This is a genomic window from Kineococcus anabasis, from assembly GCF_054590795.1.
The window spans coordinates 62,020-77,217 of sequence record NZ_BAAIHU010000014.1 but is presented as its reverse complement, the minus strand read 5'-3'; the positions used below and the strand labels follow the sequence as shown (position 1 = coordinate 77,217).

Annotated in this window: 16 protein-coding genes and 1 tRNA gene; 8 read left to right on the top strand and 9 right to left on the bottom strand. The window is 66.8% G+C overall.

Translation table 11 applies throughout. The annotated features are described in order from the left end of the window. Nucleotides 1–285: 285 nt before the first annotated feature. The 3 genes from ACYQBY_RS20570 to ACYQBY_RS20560 form a co-directional block, all read right to left on the bottom strand. Nucleotides 286–1,569, bottom strand: coding sequence for a 5-methylcytosine restriction system specificity protein McrC (locus ACYQBY_RS20570; protein WP_459645762.1), 1,284 nt, complete (start codon nucleotides 1,567–1,569; stop codon nucleotides 286–288). A gap of 5 nt (nucleotides 1,570–1,574) precedes the next feature. After that, the gene (locus tag ACYQBY_RS20565; protein ID WP_459645761.1) at nucleotides 1,575–3,284 is read right to left on the bottom strand and encodes an AAA family ATPase; all 1,710 of its coding nucleotides are present in this window, start codon (nucleotides 3,282–3,284) and stop codon (nucleotides 1,575–1,577) included. 283 nt (nucleotides 3,285–3,567) lie between these two features. Then, nucleotides 3,568–4,899, bottom strand: coding sequence for a DNA-methyltransferase (locus ACYQBY_RS20560; RefSeq protein WP_459645760.1), 1,332 nt, complete (start codon nucleotides 4,897–4,899; stop codon nucleotides 3,568–3,570). A 537-nt stretch (nucleotides 4,900–5,436) separates the two neighbouring features. Between ACYQBY_RS20560 and ACYQBY_RS20555 the strand changes: the two genes are divergently transcribed. Further along, on the top strand, nucleotides 5,437–5,754 hold the full coding sequence (locus ACYQBY_RS20555; RefSeq protein ID WP_459645759.1) for a hypothetical protein: 318 nt from the start codon (nucleotides 5,437–5,439) through the stop codon (nucleotides 5,752–5,754). Nucleotides 5,755–5,961: 207 nt separating this feature from the next. Here the strand turns inward: ACYQBY_RS20555 and ACYQBY_RS20550 are convergent, their stop codons facing one another. Together ACYQBY_RS20550 and ACYQBY_RS20545 are read right to left on the bottom strand one after the other, a co-directional pair. Continuing rightward, entirely contained in the window at nucleotides 5,962–6,678 is a 717-nt protein-coding gene (locus ACYQBY_RS20550; RefSeq protein ID WP_459645758.1) for a creatininase family protein, read from the bottom strand. Nucleotides 6,679–6,700: 22 nt separating this feature from the next. Further along, nucleotides 6,701–7,840 carry a hypothetical protein gene (locus tag ACYQBY_RS20545; protein WP_459645757.1) on the bottom strand — a complete coding sequence of 380 codons (1,140 nt, stop codon included), beginning with the start codon at nucleotides 7,838–7,840 and terminating at the stop codon, nucleotides 6,701–6,703. A gap of 212 nt (nucleotides 7,841–8,052) precedes the next feature. On the opposite strand from ACYQBY_RS20545, the gene ACYQBY_RS20540 reads away from it, so the two are divergent. The 4 genes from ACYQBY_RS20540 to ACYQBY_RS20525 are packed head-to-tail and all read left to right on the top strand — an operon-like array spanning nucleotide 8,053 to nucleotide 11,574. Then, a complete protein-coding gene (locus ACYQBY_RS20540; RefSeq protein ID WP_459645756.1) occupies nucleotides 8,053–8,373 on the top strand; it encodes an SCO3933 family regulatory protein in 321 nt (106 codons plus the stop codon). An 11-nt stretch (nucleotides 8,374–8,384) separates the two neighbouring features. Beyond that, nucleotides 8,385–8,582 carry a hypothetical protein gene (locus tag ACYQBY_RS20535; protein ID WP_459645755.1) on the top strand — a complete coding sequence of 66 codons (198 nt, stop codon included), beginning with the start codon at nucleotides 8,385–8,387 and terminating at the stop codon, nucleotides 8,580–8,582. Then, nucleotides 8,579–10,015 carry an FtsK/SpoIIIE domain-containing protein gene (locus ACYQBY_RS20530; protein WP_459645754.1) on the top strand — a complete coding sequence of 479 codons (1,437 nt, stop codon included), beginning with the start codon at nucleotides 8,579–8,581 and terminating at the stop codon, nucleotides 10,013–10,015. The genes ACYQBY_RS20535 and ACYQBY_RS20530 overlap by 4 nt, the downstream gene beginning before the upstream one ends. A 47-nt stretch (nucleotides 10,016–10,062) precedes the next feature. Beyond that, nucleotides 10,063–11,574, top strand: coding sequence for a replication initiator (locus ACYQBY_RS20525; RefSeq protein WP_459645896.1), 1,512 nt, complete (start codon nucleotides 10,063–10,065; stop codon nucleotides 11,572–11,574). Between the two features lie 37 nt (nucleotides 11,575–11,611). Here the strand turns inward: ACYQBY_RS20525 and ACYQBY_RS20520 are convergent, their stop codons facing one another. Continuing rightward, nucleotides 11,612–11,815, bottom strand: a complete 204-nt coding sequence (locus ACYQBY_RS20520) for a hypothetical protein (protein ID WP_459645753.1) — start codon at nucleotides 11,813–11,815, stop codon at nucleotides 11,612–11,614. A 190-nt stretch (nucleotides 11,816–12,005) separates the two neighbouring features. Here ACYQBY_RS20520 and ACYQBY_RS20515 point away from each other — a divergent pair, with 190 nt between their 5' ends. Further along, nucleotides 12,006–12,197 (top strand): helix-turn-helix transcriptional regulator, encoded by a 192-nt coding sequence (locus ACYQBY_RS20515; protein ID WP_459645752.1) that lies wholly within the window; start codon nucleotides 12,006–12,008, stop codon nucleotides 12,195–12,197. A gap of 64 nt (nucleotides 12,198–12,261) precedes the next feature. On the opposite strand, the gene ACYQBY_RS20510 is transcribed toward ACYQBY_RS20515, so the two are convergent. Next, nucleotides 12,262–12,756 (bottom strand): phosphopantetheine adenylyltransferase, encoded by a 495-nt coding sequence (locus ACYQBY_RS20510; protein ID WP_459645751.1) that lies wholly within the window; start codon nucleotides 12,754–12,756, stop codon nucleotides 12,262–12,264. Nucleotides 12,757–12,883: 127 nt separating this feature from the next. On the opposite strand from ACYQBY_RS20510, the gene ACYQBY_RS20505 reads away from it, so the two are divergent. Both ACYQBY_RS20505 and ACYQBY_RS20500 read left to right on the top strand, forming a co-directional pair. Continuing rightward, nucleotides 12,884–13,063 (top strand): helix-turn-helix domain-containing protein, encoded by a 180-nt coding sequence (locus ACYQBY_RS20505; protein ID WP_369055614.1) that lies wholly within the window; start codon nucleotides 12,884–12,886, stop codon nucleotides 13,061–13,063. A 2-nt stretch (nucleotides 13,064–13,065) separates the two neighbouring features. Then, nucleotides 13,066–14,214, top strand: a complete 1,149-nt coding sequence (locus ACYQBY_RS20500) for a site-specific integrase (protein ID WP_459645750.1) — start codon at nucleotides 13,066–13,068, stop codon at nucleotides 14,212–14,214. A gap of 91 nt (nucleotides 14,215–14,305) precedes the next feature. Here ACYQBY_RS20500 and ACYQBY_RS20495 read toward each other — a convergent pair. Both ACYQBY_RS20495 and ACYQBY_RS20490 read right to left on the bottom strand, forming a co-directional pair. Further along, nucleotides 14,306–14,378 (bottom strand) — tRNA-Thr (locus tag ACYQBY_RS20495). A gap of 114 nt (nucleotides 14,379–14,492) precedes the next feature. Beyond that, nucleotides 14,493–15,191 (bottom strand): GNAT family N-acetyltransferase, encoded by a 699-nt coding sequence (locus ACYQBY_RS20490; protein WP_459645749.1) that lies wholly within the window; start codon nucleotides 15,189–15,191, stop codon nucleotides 14,493–14,495. Nucleotides 15,192–15,198 lie beyond the last annotated feature (7 nt).

The window sequence follows — 15,198 nt, the reverse complement described above, 5'->3', positions numbered from 1 at the left end:
CTTTTGCGACTCTAGTTGGGCCGCCCGGCGCGTCGCTGTGCCTCAGACGTTAGGCGACCGCGATTGCTTAAGTGGACGAAGAATCAGTGACCCTTCGGCAACACCCTTGCCTCTCAGTGTCGAGGTCAAGTGCTTTCCGCACACACCGCTCAAAGTTGACTGAGTTCCCGTCTCGACTCAGCGAAGAGTTCACATTCACGCGTGGCACGTGAGGGGCATGGGAAACATGCCTCCGCGGTGGCGCAGCCCTTGGCAGCAAGGTTGGCCGGCCACGGCAGTGAACTGCTACCACTCTATAAGCAAGGCTTCAATAACCTTGCTTAAATCCTCCCTTAGGTAGGTCGGGCGTATTGCCGCGATCCAGGTATCGCACCCAGTTGCCGAACGCCCCAGAAAGCGGATAGTCATTTGCTCAGCACTGTCGGCAGCATAAACAACTAGCGCTCTATTGCATTCTAGAGAGGCCGCATGCATTAGAACTTGATACAAGTCCGGCCTGGGTGCCTTTTTTGACCGCCGCCGCGGCACTGTCTCGTAGTCATGATCAGCAACAGCGGAATTTAGTGACTTATATTTTACGTCCGCGACCAGGCGCACGCCCGTCCTACCGTGAACGATTATGTCGGGGTTGACCTTTGAGCGATCAACTCCACCGGTAAACAATCTACGCGTGGATGACTGGCCGCGATCGACGGTGTCGTCTGGCAAAATTGCGGCAAGCGTCGATCTCACGGCTCTCTCAAATAGCGACTCAAGATTGAGGAACCAGGCGCGCGGTGTGGCACCGTCAGATTGCTCCTGTTCATCCCAACCCTTCTGCATTAGCGTAATGGCCGCAAGCCGCGCCAAATCCTTGTCGAGCATTGGCGTATCAAATTCCTCCTCCACCTCTTCTGCGAGCTTCAGGTGACCTATCGTCCCGAGCATGAGGAAGTCTTCGTCCCGCACCTCCTCAAGTGCGCCCGCTACCACACGTGCCCGAAAGATGGTGCCAGCGTCCAAACCAAGCGTTGCCCCCTCCTCGTCGAGAAGCATGAGCGCGGCTAGGACAATCCTGTCCAGCGGTTTGTCTCTTAGGACCTGACTGCGAGAAAAGGCGAAGTAGTTGGTGCGCCCCAGAGCATGCAATCTCAAGGTGGCGGCCATATTGAGGGACCCCGCCAGGACGGGACTCGAAGCGGGCTTATATACGTACCGTGCTTCCCTGCGGGACGCAACATATGATTCCGAAGCACGCACGAATTCCGTCAGAAGGAAACGCGAGACGATGCCAAACTCTGCCAGCCTTGATGACTCGTCCTCGACTCTAATGTCCACGCCGGTGATTTCGGTCAACAAAGCTCGCAGTGAGCCCGTGACCTTCTCTGAGATGGCGACGATGCAATTTTGATCAATAAGGGCGCGTCCGACGTACTGGTGCCCTTCGATTTCGACATGCCTAGGGCCGCGCTGTCGCAGCGAGAAGAGGCCCGACTCGACAAGGCGCCATGCCGCCGGCGAAGCCAAAATAACGGCGGCTTCTTCTCGAGTCAGGCGTCGCCGTCCTCGCTCAGGGACGATTATGTCCATCGCAATCAATTGCCGTCGGTGGCTGCGCCGATGTCCTCAACGGCGCTGGACGACTCGCTGCTGGGGCGGGCCGGCACAGTGACGTTCGGCCCGATCGCCCAGGGGTAGTGTTCTGCGATAACGGGATAAAGCTCATGACGCGGGGCGCGCGGTCGAAGAAGTAGGTGCCGAATCTCTTGTTCCCACAGGTCGTGGAGATCTGGGCATTCATCAAATACGGCATGAAAGATGGCGTGCCCAAACGGCATGACTTCATCGAAGCGGTCCGCCCCGACCGCCTCCTTGCAAGCATCGAACATTTCAATCAATTGATCGATTGCCTCAGGGCTGACGTCCGTAGGTTCCAACATTTCGCGCAGCAGTTCGACGTCGGGAGGGAATGAAATGATTCGCAGGCGCCGGATTATTGCGGCATCTAGGTTAACCGCCGATTTGTCCGTAGGGTTTAGAGTTACCAGGATGGCCAGGTTTTGAGCGAGGCGGACAGGCGGAGTTCGCCTATATATCGTACTGAAGGTGTCCTCCTCCCCTCGGTACTCGACGTACGTCAGCAGCTCGCCTAGAACGCGCGGCAGATCCGCTCGGGTGAACTCCTCAATGAGAAGGACATACTGATTCTCAGGGTGCGTGATCGCTTCTTTGTTCAATGCAAGAAGAGCACCCGGGATCACCTCGACTTTTCCGTTTTCCAGCCGAGGGCCCTCGATGAACTCTTCGTAGGAGAATCCAGGGGAAAATTGGATCTCACGCATGCATTCTGGACTGGCATACTTACGCGCCGCGATACGGGCTACGTGGCTCTTACTCGTGCCCGGAACTCCTGCTAGGGCAACGATCGCTCGGTCACCATGCCGCTCCAAGGCCATAAGGACGCGCTCGACGGCGGCTCCTAGGTGCGGCGGCAAACCAAGAGGCAGGGCGGTGAGTGTTTGATCCGTAGTCGCTACGGACGCGTCAGGACGTAGTGAAGCCGCCATTGCCTCGGGATTCCACTCAGGGCCGTCGAATAGTGGAACTTCTTGCAAAGCTGGCGGCGATGTTATTTTGGCAAATTGATCCGGTGTCAAACCTAGCTTCTTCAGGGTATGCGTTTGCAGGTCAGTCCACGAAGTGTCCGGAGGCAACGGATCGTTCCGCATAAACAACACGCTAAGTACATCGCGCGGCGGCCATGTGTTCGATGGCGACTTTCTGCTAATAACAATGTCGAGAGCGTCGTCGCGTAAAGGTTCTTTGTAATTATCGTTCTGGAAAAGCAATCGTCCTTTGCCGGACGGCCCAACATAGTTTTGGAACGCTCCGCGGGCCGCGTCGTTCGTCATCCACTGAAGCTTCCCCCCAGATCCCCTGAGGCGGATAGTGCCGTTCACCTCATTTGATCCAGGAATAACAACAAAAAGATGCTCGGTTGCCCTTCTGATGGCGGCGCCGTTGACAGCTTCTTGGTTCTTCTCGTCGTCAGAGCCGTCGGAGCCGTCGGAGCCGTCGGAGCCGTCGGAGCCGTCGGAGCCGGTGTCAGTAGCTTCGTGCACCGCAGCATCAGTGGCGCTCGAGCCCGGGGTGCCAGCCCACAACGCCTTGAAGGTCAGATAGACCCGCAACGTTGAATCGGCTTGGGGCTTTAAGTTGACCGCCCTCAGTGAATCCAAAGCTTTTTCCACAACCTGCTGGGAGATACGCCGCAAGGCACCGTTCTCGATGAGCCTTTCGGCCATTACGCACACTCCTAATCACCTTGAGACCACGCTGTCCGCGACTCGACGCATGCTGGCCTAGCTGCGCACCGACTCAGTTTGCGGCGTGCCATGCCAGCACAGCAGGGCAAGCCACAGCTCACTCTAGGGGCTCACTGCCCCCATAGAGCTCTCGTGCGTCTATCACGTGAGCCCAGCTCACGAGTGGCCCTTCCTTCTGCACGACGTCACGTGTCTATTACGACATGGCTTATTCGGGCAGCGAGATGAGCGGTCGTTGCGCAATACGGGGACGCTGCTCACGTCACATCCGCACCGCACGGGTCACGCGATCAGCCTTATCCGTCTCATGAAGGCTCAGCTCCTGATGCCCGCCGAACAAGCTGTCTTGGACTAGGCCGATGGCTTGGTCGGCCTGTGCTAGGTATTCGGGGGAGACGTCTATGCCGACGAACCGACGCCCCAACGAGCGAGCGGCAACACCGGTCGTTCCACTGCCGACGAACGGGTCCAGCACCACGTCACCGACCTTAGTGCTCAGCCCAATGCACCTCGCCGGCAGAGCCAGCGGAAACTGAGCTCCATGCCCACCTCCCTGTGAGGTCGCCAGGTGCCAGACGTCGGAAAGCTTGTCAGTTTCCAAAAGCGTGTTGCGGCCGCCTAGCGTTGGGGGGAGCAGGCGGTAGGCCTCGCGATTAAACGTCGGTGTGCGGTGCTTCGCCAGGTGCAGAACGTACTCCAGGCTGCGACTGACCCGAGAATTTTGCGGCTCAGGGGTGGTGTACGGCTTTGCCCAAGTGATTGTGCTCTTGACGTAGTACCCCAGCCGGCTCGCCCTGGAGGCAATCTGCGCAGGAATCTGGCACTGCTCCCCGTCCTTCAGGTAGGAATGGCCGGCGCTGTAGCGCCTACTCTCATGGTCACCCCATGCTCGCTTATCGTGACCTTGCATTGCCCGCAACGCCTCGGCCGCGTTGCCGCGAATTTGGGTTCTGGTGTTGAAGGTGTCCATGACGTTCCACCACACGCTGGCGTGTGGCGCCAGAACAGGCATCAGGCGGTACAGCAGCTCAGTCGTGTGACGCATAAAGCCTTCGGGCGTCTGCTCATGGCCGTACGGGCAGACCTCGCCATCTGCCCAAGTCACGAAATGCGAGGTTTTGTATATGCGCATCGCCCAGTAAGGGGTCGAGGTAACAACACAGTCCACGCTATTCGGGGCAATGTGGGAGAGCAGGTCTAAAGCATTGCCCTGTAGCAGGGTTACCTGGTCCGCTTCAGGGGGCTGCGGAGCGGCCTCGACGCAGGCGTCGGTGGCCTGTGCACCCTCGTTATCAACGAGGCTAAGGAGGTAGTCCAGAACCTGGCTTCGACGCACGAAAGTCTCGCAGTAGGCGTCCTGGTCTAGCAGTTCCAGGATCTGATCAGGGGTCAGAGCGCTCGATCGGGTATCCAGCACGCGTCGGATGAACGTCACCGACATGCCCACGACGGGGGCAACCAGCTCCATGGGAATGGACTGTGTGCTGCCGACGTGGCGGGTTCGGTCCAAGCGGGCGATGGGCGTTTGTGGCTTGATGTCCGGCAAGGCCGGCGTCACCGTCTTTAAGACAGTCGGCTCGCGAACTTCACTCACAGCTTCAACCCCTCCGCCTCGATAGCGTCGAGTTTTACTCCGTCAGAACTTGCAGTGTTTTTCGGCCTCGCCGCCAGTGGGATGACGTCGCTCCTCTCGCTCCATCGGTAGGGCCAATCCGCGCGTATCGCGATGCGACTGGCTGGGGGGGACTGGGTCGGTGGCAGCGCTTGCACTGGCGAGCCGATCGCTCCGATCATCACGTCCCAGCGCGCGCCTCGGATCCTCGCCCGCAAATCCTCGGGCACATGTGATCCGAAGGCGAGAGCGAGTACCCGGTGACTGGCCATACGTCAGTCTATCTCGTGGACATGGGCGCATCTTCACGACATGCCGGCACTCCAGTACGCTCGGCGAGGGCATCCATGCGTTGAGGTTCGCGTTCGCGAGCTGCGGCAAGCCAAGGCTCGGGCCACCGTCGTGCTGACCGTGGACGATTATAATCACTGCGCGGGAACAAACTGACTCGATACATCCGCGACTACCGAGGGGTAGCAACTACTACTGGCACGGTTGCGCTGGTTCTATAGTGTTGCAGTGTCTGGCGAGCTGTCCCTCTTCGGTGACGACCTAGAGCCGGCGGCAGTGCCGGCAGGTGACCCTGCCGAGGAGCTGGCTGCTCCATGGCAGATCAAACTGCTGCGCGAGATGCTCGACGCGCAAGGGCTCAAGACCATGGCTGAGCGCCAGCAGGCCATCGAGGCGGCTGCGGGCCACCCCGTGGAGTCACTCAAGGCGCTGACCCGCCGTGAGGCGCTGTTTGTGGCTGAGCACCTCGGTGAAGTGGGCGGCAGGACTACCAAGCGATCTCACTGGGATGACCGCGAGGACAACACCTGGATTGACAATCTTTGACGCAGACGAGCTGTTTGGTGCCAAAGCAAGCGCCCGATACTCACTGGCAGGTGGGTTTCGCTCACGTGCATGCCTACCCGCTAACGCAGACGGGTTGCCCAACGCACGAGCGACGGGTGCGCGCACGTACTAAAGCATCACCAATATTCAGCTTCCTGAGTGTTCAACATCAAAATAGCGCCCGGAGCACCGCTGTCGACGACAGGTTCACTGTGGTCGGGAGTCAAATACAGCGAGACGCGGGCCGAATGATTTAACCAGCGCCAATACGAGAGCCTCACCCTTGCTCTCTGTTGCAAGCGACGGCTTACCAATCACGCCCGTATCCGTATAGGCGGACATTCCAAGTAGGAGGAGATCTGGTCGGTCTGGCGCAGGCCAATCTGCCTTCTCCCAGTCATCGCGCACAAGGCTGGGGGCATACTTTAAAAGCACTGATGTTTCACCCTCGCCACCGTGCATGTCTTCGTGAGCATTAGTCTCGCAACCAGCCGCCAGGCGGGCAGCATCCCAATCTGTGCCGCTCGGGTACAAAATGATTCGCGGCCCTTCAATATTGGCCTGCTGTGCGATGTTGCTGAGTACGTAATTGCCGCCATGTCCATTGACTAGCACGAGCTTACGGATTGCCTGCTGCTCCAGCGATGCGAAAAGGTCATCTATAATGGCCACGAGCGTAGACGGGGAAATGCTTACTGTGCCCGGAAAATGTGCATGCTCATGCGAACAGCTGACGGTGAGCGGCGGCAGCAGGAAGAGGCCATATGCTTCACTAAGGGCCTTAGCGATGGTGCAGGCGATGACTGTATCGGTAATAAGCGGCAAGTGACTGCCGTGCTGCTCAAAGCTGCCAACTGGCAGGACGGCGATGTCCGCCGCCCGCTCGCGCTCGTCAGCTGACGTTGCCGTCGTGAGCAGTTCCACTCCCGCCTCCGCTCCTTCGCCGCTACACCGCCGTGGCGAGCTCCGCTCGCAACGCCATCACATCAGGCCGCCGGCGGTACGGCACCAGCCGCCCCCGCAGCTCGCGCAGAGCGCTCGATGTCCTGGCAGACGGAGCTGCCCGCAGCACGGCGACGGCCTGGCCAGCGACCCGGCAGGCCTCCTCGGGCTCGCGCGAGGCTGCATAGGCATTGGCGAGCCGCGCCAAGCACAGGCCCTTGTCCCGCTCCTGCCCTGCCGGCCACGCCGAGGCAGCATCGGCGAGCAGGCGCACTGCAGGCTCCGGCCGGCCCAGCTGCGCCACTGCCTGGCCGCCCTCCATGCCCATGTAGGCGACGGTGCAGTAGCTCCCGAGTGTGAAGCTCCCCGTCGTCGCCGCGGCCGCCTCCATGCCAAGCCCAACGGCTTCAGCGCACTCCCGCCCTTCGTGACGGAGAGCGTGCGCCGCGGCCTTCTGGCGCAGCGCCAGTGCGCGCATCTCTGGGGCGAGGGACCCGCTATGCCGCAGCGCGGCCTCGGCAAGGTGCAGGCCCTCGTCCGCCCGGCCGGCCTCCGTGGCGATGTTGCTGCGACGCATGAGCGTGTAGGCGATGAGCTCGGTGTCGGCGAGCTCCTGCGCCATGTCGAGAGCGCGCCGGGTCCACGTCTCGGCGCCTGCGTAGTCGGCCTGGTCCTGGTGGAGCCAGCCGCAGAACTCCGCGAAGCGGCTCCCCACCCGCAGCAGGTCCTCTCGGACAGCCCCGTGAGCGCTTGCCGCCCACGCCTCCGCCTGCTCCGTCTGCGCAGAGACGACCGTAAGGAGGTGCCGGGACCCGAGCAAGGAGTCCGCTGACGAGTGCTGCGCGAAAACCGCTTGCAGGTAGTCGGCGACTCCCGGCCCGATAGTCGGTGCCGGCGGCGGGGCGGCCTCCGCGCTCGCGAACCCGAGGTCCGCCTCCGTGGACTCGAACACTTCGCACAGCAGCTGCCGGTACATCGCGTCCGGCTGGTGGTGCCCGTTCTCCCACCGGGAGAGCGTCACCCGCATCGTTGCCGAGTTCGGGAGCGTGAAGCCGTTCCTCTTGGCCGCTGCCTCCAGGAAGCGGACCACCTGGGGCTGCTTCCACCCGCGGATCGTCCGGGCCCGCACCAGGCCGTTCTGCATGACTGCTCCCTGCTCGAAGGCCGACTCGTCGTTGAGGCGGCGTCTCTCGGCACTCCTCACAGCATGGCGCACGGCAACGACAGAGTCACTTGACGTAGCAGGGGTTAGCTCACCCCGTGCTACGTCCTGCCACGTTCCGCACGGGGGCTCTCCGGCGCTGCACTCGACTCACAGGCAGCCGACCGAGCTGCCGCGAGACATCGGGAGTGATCGTGCGGATCAAGATGGATACGACCAGCGTGCGCTTCATGGTGACCCGGCCTGGTGAGGCCAAGGTCGACCGGGAGACGGGGCAGCAGCGGGTGGACCGCTCGACGGGTGCGCTGCTGTGGCAGGTGCAGGTGATGGCGCTCGATGAGTCCGGCGGGGAGATCCTGACGGTCACCATCGACTCGGAGCCGAAGATCGCCGTGGGTGAGTTCGTGCGGCTCGACGGGCTGGTGGCGATCCCGTGGTCGCAGGGGGACCGCTCCGGCGTCGCGTTCCGCGCCTCGGGCATCGCGCCCGTGAAGCCGTCCGCGGCTGCGGCCTGAGGGCGGCCGCCATGACCGTCGTCGGTGTCGTCGTGGTGCTGGCCGCCCTGGCCGTGGTGCTCATGCGCTGCCGGGTCGTGACGCCCGGCGTCTTCCTCTTCGCCGCGACGTGGGGCTTCCTGTTGGGGTCCACCCCGGCCGGTGAGCCGGTCGATGCGGTGTTCGACCAGCTCGGCCGTGGGCTGTGGGCGGCGGTGACGTCGCTGTGAGGCGCACGGTGGTCGCGGCCTCGCCGGGCCGGTCGACGGCGGTGCGGGGCCAGCGCGGCGACGTGCTGCTCGTGCCTCAGGTGCGGCTGTCGCTGTGGGGCGTGCTGGCGGTCAACCTCGGCCGGCTGCTGCTGCGCCTCGGCGTGGCGGTGCTGTGGCACCCGCTCGTCGCGGCGGTGGTCCTGGCGGCCTGGGCGCTGTGGGCGTGGGCCGGCTGGGCATGGCTACTGCTGGCTTTCGGTGTCGTGGCGCTGGTGCTGACGACGTGGGGCCTGGTGTGGCCGGTGTCGTTCGGCCGCTACGTCGCGGGGCCGGCGCGGTCGTCCTGGCGAGGGTGGTGGCGCTACCGGCGGCACTGGCAGCCGGTGATGGTCACGGCGGGGCTGTCGCTGGACTACGACGGGCACGAGTACCTGCCGCGGCTGCGGAAGGTGCAGTGCGCCCCGTGCCGGGACTCGCTGCTCGTGCAGCTGCTCGCGGGGCAGTCGCCGGCGGACTACGAGAGCCGCGCCGACGCCCTGGCACACACCCTCGGGGCGTCGTCGTGCCGCGTGCGGGTGGACCGGCCGGGCTGGGTGTGGCTGGACGTCACGCACGCCGACCCGCTCTGCACCCCGGTCGCGGCGCTGCTCGTGGCGGAGGTGCCGGACCTGCTGGCGCTGCCGCTGGGTGTCGCGGAGGACGGGGCGCCGTGGTGCCTGCGGCTGCTGGGCACGCACGTCCTGGTGGCCGGCGCGACGGGTGCGGGCAAGGGGTCGGTGCTCTGGTCGCTGATCCGGTCGCTGTGCGGGGGTATCCGCTCCGGGCTGGTGCAGGTGTGGGCGGTGGACCCGAAGGGCGGCATGGAGCTGACGTTCGGCACGGCGCTGTTTACGCGGTTCGCGTACCGCACGACGGACGACATGCTCCTGTTGCTGGAGGACGCTGTTGCGGTCATGCGGCGCCGGCAGGAGCGGCTGCTCGGGGTGACGCGGCTGCACGAGCCGAGCACGGACGAGCCGCTGGTGGTGGTCCTCGTCGACGAGCTGGCGGCGCTCACCGCGTACAGCGACCGGGAGACGCGCAAGAAGGCCGCGGAGCTGCTGCAGCTGCTGCTGTCGCAGGGCCGCGCGGTCGGGGTCCTGGTCGTCGCGGCGCTGCAGGACCCGGGCAAGGACGTGCTGCCGTTCCGGGACCTGTTTCCGACGCGCATCGCGCTACGGCTGACGGAGGACGTGCAGGTCGACATGATCCTCGGCCGTGGTGCCCGGGAGCGGGGCGCGGTGTGCGACCGGATCCCGGAGTCGCTGCCGGGCGTGGGCTTCGTCCAGGTCGAGGGCCGGCGGGAGCCTGTGCGGGTGCGGGCGGCGCACGTCACGGACGAGGACCTGGCCGCGATGGTGCGGGACTACTCCCCCGCCGCACCGGTCAGCCTGGTGAAGGACGAGTCGTGAGCGGGCCGGTGTCGCTCGGGGAGCTGCTGCCGGGTGCGGTGGCGGAAATGGCCGCCCGTGCGGCCCGTGCGGATTTCGAGCGGTGGCAGGCGCAGGCGGCGGGGTGCGGGCACTGCTCCCGGCCGATCCGGCTGCGCGGTGCCACGGAGACGCGCACAGCGGACGGGCGCCTCGTCGAGTTCTACGACACCGCAAGCGAACCGGACGGGGTTGCGTACGTTCGGTGCGGGAACCGGCGAGCGGCGGTGTGCCCGTCGTGCTCGCACGAGTACAAGGGCGACATGTGGCACCTGCTGTTCGCCGGTGCCGCCGGCGGCATCAAGGATGTTCCCGAGACGGTCGCGGAGCACCCGATGGTGTTCGCGACCTTCACGGCCCCGTCGTTCGGTGCGGTGCACACCACGCGGCACGACCCGTCCCGCGGCCGCGGCGACCGGTGCCGGCCAAGGCGGGACCACCCGCGGTGTGAGCACGGGCGGCCGATGTGGTGCTCCGCGGTGCACGGCGAAGAGGACCCGGCGTTGGGAACTCCGCTGTGCCCGGACTGCTACGACTACGGCGCGCATGTGGCGTTCAACTGGTACGCGCCGGAGTTGTGGCGGCGCTTCACGATCGGCCTGCGCCGGCACCTGGCCGACCAGCTCGGCGTCCCGCGCTCGAAACTGCGCGATGTCGTCGTGCCGTCGTTCGCGAAGGTCGCGGAGTTCCAGCGTCGCGGCGTCGTGCACTTCCACGCCCTGATCCGGCTCGACGGTCCGGGTGACGGGTACCCCGCTCCCCTGCTGCCCGTCTCGGCGGAGGAGCTCGGCCAGGCGGTGACCGTCGCGGCCTCGGAAGTCCGGGTGACGACGGCGCCGTGGACGGCCGGCGCACCGACGTGGCGACTGCGGTTCGGGGAGCAGCTCGACGTGCGGCCGGTGCACGGGGCGGCCAACCGCAACGCCAGCCGCGGGGACATGCACCCGCAGATGGTCGCGGCCTACATCGCCAAGTACGCCACGAAGGCCGCGGAGGACTTCGGGATTTCGGCGCGGCTGATGACGCGGGAGGACGTCGAGAGGCTGCGCGTCGGGGAGCACCCGAAGAACATCCTGCGGGCCGCGGCGTCCATCGCGGCGGAGGCCGCGTCCACGATCGAGATGCTCGGGGAGGACGCCGACGCCCTGGGCGACGACGGGCCGGACAACGCCGCGGTCGTCGAGGACGCGGAGTCGTGGCTGTTGCTCGTGAAGTGGCTGCACATGCTCGGGTTCCGCGGGCACTTCTCCACCAAGTCCCGCCGCTACTCCGTGACGCTCGGCAGCCTGCGCGAGGAGCGGCGGACGTGGCGGCGCCGGCGCGAGGCGCAGCGGGGCGGTGATGCCCTCCGCCTGCTCGGCAGCGACTCCGAGGAGGCCGACGACGGCACCGCTCTCGTGGTGCTCAAGCGGTGGTCGTTCGAGGGCGTCGGCTGGTTGACCAACGGCGACGCGGCGCTGGCCGCTTCCGCCGCGGCTCGTGCGCGGGAGCACCGCGAGGCGGCCCGCCTGGCGGACGACTCCCCGGACGAGACCTACTGAGCGCCGGAACTGCGACGCCCCCAGGTGACGTCCGCGGTCAGGGACGGTTCCGCAGCAGCTTGACGAGGGACGGCGCGGAAATGGCGCCGGCCATGATGAGCGCCGGGCCGACCCCCAGGGCGTAGCTCTTGAAGAGCGACCCGAAGACGAACGTCAGCACCGTCGCGACGACGAGGAAGACGACGGCTGCCAGGACCAGCTGGGCGCGCTTGCTGGAGGTTGCTGCTGCGGTGCGTGCCATCTCAGCTCCTACCGGATCGGGTGTGCACGGGAAGCAGTCAGGTCCGAATGATCTCCGTCCGGTGCCACTGTGCCGCAGCTCCCGAGAACGCACCACCCCATCGACCCGTCGAGATGCGGACGACTCGCTGTCGCCGAACGCACTGCGGCGCAGCCATTCGGCGTTCAACCAACCATGAAAGGAGAACTCCGTGACCCACCACGCGACGAGCCCCGACCGGCTCTGGACGGTCCAGCAGGTCGCCGACTTCCTGGCCGTCCCCGTCACCACGCTCTACCAGTGGCGCTACCTGCACACCGGCCCCGCGGCCTACCGCGTCGGCCGGCACCTGCGCTACGACCCGGCCGCCGTCCGCGCCTGGCTCGCTGAGAACGCCGTCTGACCGGGGCCTCGTGATGAACCGCACGACTCGGGCAGAAGCGCCTACTTGTGCCCTCTCGGCAGCCTCAGCGCCCGGTGACCGCCGGAACCGGGTCGGAAGCCGGCGGGGACGTTGCACGCCGCCGCGACCGCAGGGTGATCGCCATGGCGGCGACGATCAGCGGGAGGAGGACCACGTCGACGAGGGCGACCTGCCGCAGCGGGCCGGACGCGCCCGCCTCGACGGCCAGGAGCACGAAGGATCCGGTGCTGAGGAGCGCGACGACGAGAGCGGTCGCCGTCACGGCCGGCCGGATCACGGCGATGAACTGCACCAGCCCGACCAGTCCCAGCAGCAGGGCGCGGTGGCGCATGAGGAGGACCTCGTCGGCGGTGAGACCCGTGATGCCGTAGAGGCCTTCGAGTCGCTGCGGTGCGACGAGGGCCACTGCGGGCAGGACGTGCACCAAGCCTACGAGGACCATCACCGAGCAGACGGCGATCCGCCAGCCCCGGTGCACCGGCGGCTCGGAGGTGGCCTGCTCGGTCCTGGTCGGCTCTGTGCCTGTGACGGCTTCCACGGCCGCACCGTACCGGGACGCCGACCGGCACCCGCGATCACCCGGTGCGGTCCCCCGTCGACCTCGGCGGCTCGTGCCGCGACCGGACACCACCCGACACCACATGCACAACTAGAGGAGAACTGACATGGACAAGCTGTTGCTGACCGCCAACGAGGCCGCCGCGGTGCTCGGGGTAGGACGGTCGAAGGTGTACGAGCTCATGGCCGGCGGCCAGCTGCCGTCGGTGCACATCGGCAAGCTGCGCCGCATCCCGTCGACCTGCCTCGCGGAGTACGTGGAGCGGCTGCGCCAGGACGCGGCGTAGCAATGGCGGGCAGGGGCCGGCGCGGGCACGGGGAGGGCTCGATCTTCCAGACCGCGGACGGCCGGTGGCGCGCCTCGGTGGACCTCGGCTGGCACGACGGGAAGCGGAAGCGGAAGTACGCGCTGCGCCGCACCCGCCGGGAGGCCGCGACGTGGCTGCAGGAGACGCTGCAGGCGCAGCGCAACGGCACCCTCGTGCGGGAGTCGGTGACGGTGGCGGCGTGGTTCCCGACGTACCTGGAGAAGGTCGCGGCGCCGAAGGTGCGGGCCTCCACGCTCGTCAACTACGAGCGGGACTTCCGCAGGCACATCGAGCCGAGCCTCGGGCGGATCAAGCTCGACAAGCTGGAGCCTCGGCACCTGGCGGACCTCTACGCGAGCAAGACGGCCGCGGGGCTGTCGGCGGCCAGCGTCCGGCACATCCACGCCACGCTGCGCCGCTCGCTCAACGTGGCGATGAAGTGGGGCCTCGTCAGCCGCAACGTCGCCCTCCTCGTCGACCCCCCGTCGCGGCGCGAGTTCCGCGTCGAGCCGCTGACGGTGGAGGAGGCACGCCTGGTCCTCGCGGCCGCCCGCGGGGAGCGGCTGGAGGCGCGCTGGGTCGCGGCGCTCACCCTCGGGCTGCGCCAGGGCGAGGCGCTCGGGCTGTGGTGGGAGGACGTCGACCTGGATACGGCCACCTTGCGGGTGCGCCGGCAGCTCGCCCGCGGCCGGGCCGGGGAGAAGGCGACCTTCACGTCGCTGAAGTCGGCGCGCTCCTCCCGGACCCTGTCGATGCCGCCCTACCTCGTCGAGGCGCTGCGCCGGCACCGGGAGGCGCAGGAGGTGGAGCGGGCGGCGGCGCTGGTGTGGGTGGACCCGCAGCTCGTCTTCACCACGCCGATCGGCTCGGCCCTCGACGCGAGCAACGACGCCAAGGCGTTCAAGGCGCTGCTGCGCGCCGCCGGGGTCCGCCCGGTCCGCCTCCACGACCTGCGGCACACCGCGGCGTCGCTGCTGCTGGCGCAGGGCATGCACCCGCGGGTCGTCATGGAAGTCCTCGGGCACTCCCAGATCGGGCTGACCATGAACACGTACAGCCATGTCATGCCGTCGATGCTGGGCGAGGCGGCGGCGTCGATGCAGTCCGCGCTGTGGGGCGAGAAGCCGTGACGATCATGCTGATCGGGGCCTTGGCTGCACCTTTGGCTGCACGCCGGCGGCTGGTCGAGCACCTGCGAGGAGTTTCCGCAGGTCAGCGGGGAGCCGGCACGGGGACTCGAACCCCGAACCGCCCGATTACAAGTCGGGTGCGCTACCAATTGCGCCATGCCGGCCGGCGCCGGGGCGTGCCCCGGCACGACCGATGGTAGCCGCCCGGGCACGGCCCACCAGGTGTGCAGGCAGCCCCGTGCCGCTCGAGGACGCCGCCGTGCCGCTCCGCCGCCCGCTCAGCCGTGGGGCAGGCGGAACACGGTGATGGTGAACTCCCGCCGCAGCTCGAACCCGAGGGCGCGGTAGAGGCGGATGGCGCCGGTGTTGTCGGCGGAGGCGTGCAGCAGCGTGGCCCGTCCCTCGGCGCGGGTGCGGGCGACGACGGCGGAGACGAGCCGGGAGGCCAGCCCCTGCCCGCGGAAGTCCGGGTCGGTGCAGACGGCGCTGATCTCGGCCCAGCCGGGTGGGCGCATGCGCTGCCCGGCGAGCGCGGCGAGCCGGCCGTCGCGGCGCAGGCCCAGGTAGGTGCCGAGCTCGACGGTGCGTGGGAGGAAGGGGCCGGGTTCGGTGCGCCGGGTGAGGTCGAGCAGGTCGGGCACGTCGGCGGTTCCCAGCTCGACGGCCTCGGGGTCGTCGGAGGCGTCGACCCCGGCGTCGACCAGCTGCACGCCGGGCAGCGACCACACGACCTCGGCTGCGGTGGGCACGTGATCGGGGACGGCGAAGAGCACGGCGGGCCGCCCGGCGGTGAGCGCGGCGAGGTCGTGCCAGTCGCGGTCGTCGGCGTCGAGGGGCAGGCTGGCGAACGGGGAGACGTCGTCGGGGTAGCGGGCGGCGCGGCCGCGGCGCAGCGCGAGGGAGGTGTGGCCGCTGTGCAGGGACTCCCAGACGGGGTTGTCGAGCACGGCGGGGTCGGGCGGGGGCGCGTCCTGCACGGGCCGG